This is a genomic window from Hyphomicrobiales bacterium (genome assembly GCA_030688605.1).
Lineage (GTDB): Bacteria > Pseudomonadota > Alphaproteobacteria > Rhizobiales > NORP267 > JAUYJB01.
In genome coordinates this window covers 1-3324 of the sequence record JAUYJB010000114.1, presented here as the reverse complement: position 1 = coordinate 3324, position 3324 = coordinate 1, and the positions used below count along the sequence as shown (strand labels likewise).

Here is a 3324-nt window from a genome sequence, read left to right as displayed (position 1 = left end):
ATGCCGGCCAGCACCCACCAGTTCCAGATGCCGAGCGTTTGCGCGAGCGCGGCGAGGGTCGACATGGCGGCGCTCTATTGATTCCGGGGCTCGATGCCGGGCACCGAGCCTTTCGGCGCCGCACTCGCCGCGGATGCGCCGCCTCTCGGTGCGCCCGGCCGGCGCGGCCTGGGCGGTCCGTCTCCGCCGGCCCCGCCCTTGCCGCCGCCGTCTCCGCCGCCGAAGCCCTCGCGCGCGATCTCGGCGATGCCGCCGAGGGTTCCGATGAGCGCCGAGGCCTCCACCGGCATCATCAGGATCTTCTGGTTCGGCGAGGCGGCGAACTCCTGCAGCGCGGCGACATATTTCTGGGCGACGAAATAGTTGAGCGCCTGGACGCTGCCCGAGGCGACCGCGTCCGAGACCATGGTGGTCGCCCTGGCCTCCGCCTCGGCCGACCGCTCGCGCGCCTCCGCGTCGCGGAATGCGGCTTCCTTGCGGCCTTCCGCTTCCAGGATCAGCGACTGTTTCTGGCCTTCGGCCTTGAGCACCACCGACTGGCGCTGGCCTTCGGCCTCGAGGATCGCGGCGCGCTTGTCGCGCTCCGCCTTCATCTGCCGGGCCATCGAATCGACCAGGTCGCGCGGCGGGTTGATATCCTTGATCTCGATGCGCGTCACCTTGATCCCCCACGGGCCGGTCGCGGCATCCACCACCGACAGGAGCCGGTGGTTGATCTCGTCGCGCTGCGACAACAGGGCGTCGAGGTCCATCGAGCCCATGACGGTGCGGATATTGGTCATGGTGAGGTTCAAGATCGCGGTCTCGAGGTCGGCAACCTCGTAGCTCGCCTTGGCCGCGTCGAGCACCTGGAAGAAGAGGACCCCGTCGACGGTGCAGGTGGCGTTGTCGCGCGTGATGACCTCCTGGCTCGGCACGTCGACCACCTGCTCCATCATGTTCATCTTGCGGCCGACCCGGTCGATGAACGGCACGATGATGCCGAGCCCCGGCGACAGGCTGCGCGTGTAGCGCCCGAACCGCTCGATGGTGTAGCTGAAGCCCTGCGGCACCGTCTTGACCGCCAGCAGGATGAAGACGACGACGAGAACCAGGAGGACCAGGACGAAGATATCGAGACCGACAATCATCTGCGCACCCCATCGGCGGGCCGGGATTCGGCGAGAATCGGACCTTAAAGCATAAATTCCTTGCGCGGGACCGAATTCACGGATCAGGCCCAGCCGGAAAGCTCGCGCCTGACCGCGTGTTCGATGACGTCGATGCCGGGCTCGCTGGCGTTGAGGCAGGGGATCAGGGCGAAGTTCGCCCCGCCGTGGCGGCGGAAGATCTCGGCGTTCTGCATCGCGATCTCCTCCAGCGTCTCGACGCAGTCGGAAACGAAGCCGGGCGTGATCACGGCAAGGCTCCTGACGCCCTCGCGCGCCAGCCGCTCGACCGTGGCGTCGGTATAGGGTTTGAGCCATTCCTCGCGCCCGAAGCGCGACTGGAAGGTCATCTTCAGCTTCTCCTCCGGCCAGCCGAGGGCGGCCCGCAGGAGCCGCGTCGTCTTGGCGCAATGGCAGTAATAGGGGTCGCCCTTGGCGAAATAGGACCGCGGCAGGCCGTGGAAGGAGGCGAGCACAGCCTCGGGCTTGAAAGCGAGCCTGCCGAGGCCCTGCTGGAGGGATTTGGCGAGAGCGTCGATATAGACCGGGTCGTCGTAATAGGGCGGCACGGTGCGCAGGGAAGGCTGCCAGCGCATTCGGGCGAGCGCCTCGAAGGCCTTGTCGTTGACGGTGGCCGTGGTCGCGGCGCTGTATTGCGGATAGAGCGGAAAGACGAGGATCCGCTCGCAGCCCTCCTGCTTCAGGCGCGCCAGCACCGAGGTCATCGACGGGTTGCCGTAGCGCATCGCCCAGTCGACCCGGATGGCCGGGTTTTGCGCCAGCCGTTCGGCGACGAGCCGCGCCTGCTCGCGGGTGACGGTGCGCAGCGGCGATTCGTCCTTCTCCTTGTTCCAGATCTTGGCGTAGGCATGGCCGCTCCTCTTCGGCCGGGTGGTGAGGATGATGCCGTTAAGCACCAGCCACCAGACGAGCCGGTTGGCCTCGACCACCCGGCGGTCGGACAGGAACTCCTTCAGATACCGGCGCATCGACCAATAGTCGGTGGCGTCCGGCGTGCCGAGATTGACCAGCAGCACGCCGATCCCGCCATGGGCGACGTCCGGATGGCCCTTGGGCTTCCGGCCCTTGGGCTTCCGGTCTTCAAGTCGGGCGCCGGCCGCGCCCCCGGGCTTGTTCATGAACGGCTCCGCTCGCATCTTGCTTCGTCCGGCAAACATAGTGCCGCCGCCGCGAAGGTCCAGCGCCGCGCTCGCTCCGCCAAGGAGCAGGAACCGTCTCCCTCCCCTCGTTATCGCGGCTCTCCGCTTCGCTGCGGCCGGGATGACAACAACAGGCGGGGAACGCCCGTTGGGCGCGATATCGTCATTGCGGCCCTACCCGCCGGCCTGCCAGGCGGAGATGGCTTCGCTCGGCCAGACGAGCTGGATGATGTTGAGGGTGAGATTGTCGCGGATCATGAAGCCGACGAAGATCTCCATGGCGATGGCAAGCCCGATCGGCGCCCAGTAAGGCAGCAGGCGGGCGAGAGCAAAGCCGAGGCCCGCAGCCATCGTATCGAAGACCGAGTTGATCACGCTGTCGCCCACATAGCCCTGCGCCAGCGCCGTCTCGCGATAGCGGTCGATGATGAAGGGCGTGTTCTCGATCACCTCCCAGCCGGCTTCGAGCCCGAGCGCGATCGCGAATCTCAACCCGACCGGCAGGCGCGGCGCGACGAGCCACAAAAGGAGATAAAAGCCGAAGCCGTGGATGACGTGGGAATAGGTGTACCAGTCGGTGAGCTGCTGCGAGTTCTCGGCGCTCAATACGCTCCCGTGCCATAGCCTGACGGTCCCGCAGGCGCAGATCGCGGGCTGGCCCAAGGCGAGGAGGACGAGCGCCTGCAGCGCGACGAGCCCGGCGGCGATCAGGACATAGGTTCTAAGCGACAGCTTCTTCGACCATTCCGGAACGGGGACCTGCATGGCTCTTCCTGTCTTAACCGGGCGCGGTCATCCTAGTGCCTCCGCCCCGGCAAAGCACGGCCTTGCCTTGCCCCAGCCGTCCTCCCCCCTTTCAGGGACAAGCAAAAAGCGCTAGTCGGCTGATTCAGTCAGATTGAAGGGTATAGATGCTTGAGTTTAGTGCGAGCGTCTTTGGTGGTGAAGTGCCAGTCGGACTTGGTGTGATGGGCATTGCGATCGTGCTCCCAGGCGGCGATTTCCTCGATGAGGGT

The 3324-nt window shown here is 66.2% G+C and carries 4 protein-coding genes; all 4 read right to left on the bottom strand.

The window, feature by feature from the left end:
• Window positions 1–74: 74 nt before the first annotated feature.
• Entirely contained in the window at window positions 75–1130 is a 1056-nt protein-coding gene (locus Q8P46_12170) for an SPFH domain-containing protein (GenBank protein ID MDP2620910.1), read from the bottom strand.
• 83 nt (window positions 1131–1213) lie between these two features.
• Window positions 1214–2287 carry a ferrochelatase gene (hemH, locus tag Q8P46_12165; protein ID MDP2620909.1) on the bottom strand — a complete coding sequence of 358 codons (1074 nt, stop codon included), beginning with the start codon at window positions 2285–2287 and terminating at the stop codon, window positions 1214–1216.
• 195 nt (window positions 2288–2482) lie between these two features.
• Window positions 2483–3073, bottom strand: coding sequence for a DUF2585 domain-containing protein (locus Q8P46_12160; protein MDP2620908.1), 591 nt, complete (start codon window positions 3071–3073; stop codon window positions 2483–2485).
• A gap of 128 nt (window positions 3074–3201) precedes the next feature.
• The coding region (locus Q8P46_12155) for an IS630 family transposase (GenBank protein MDP2620907.1) at window positions 3202–3324 on the bottom strand (123 nt) is incomplete at its 5' end.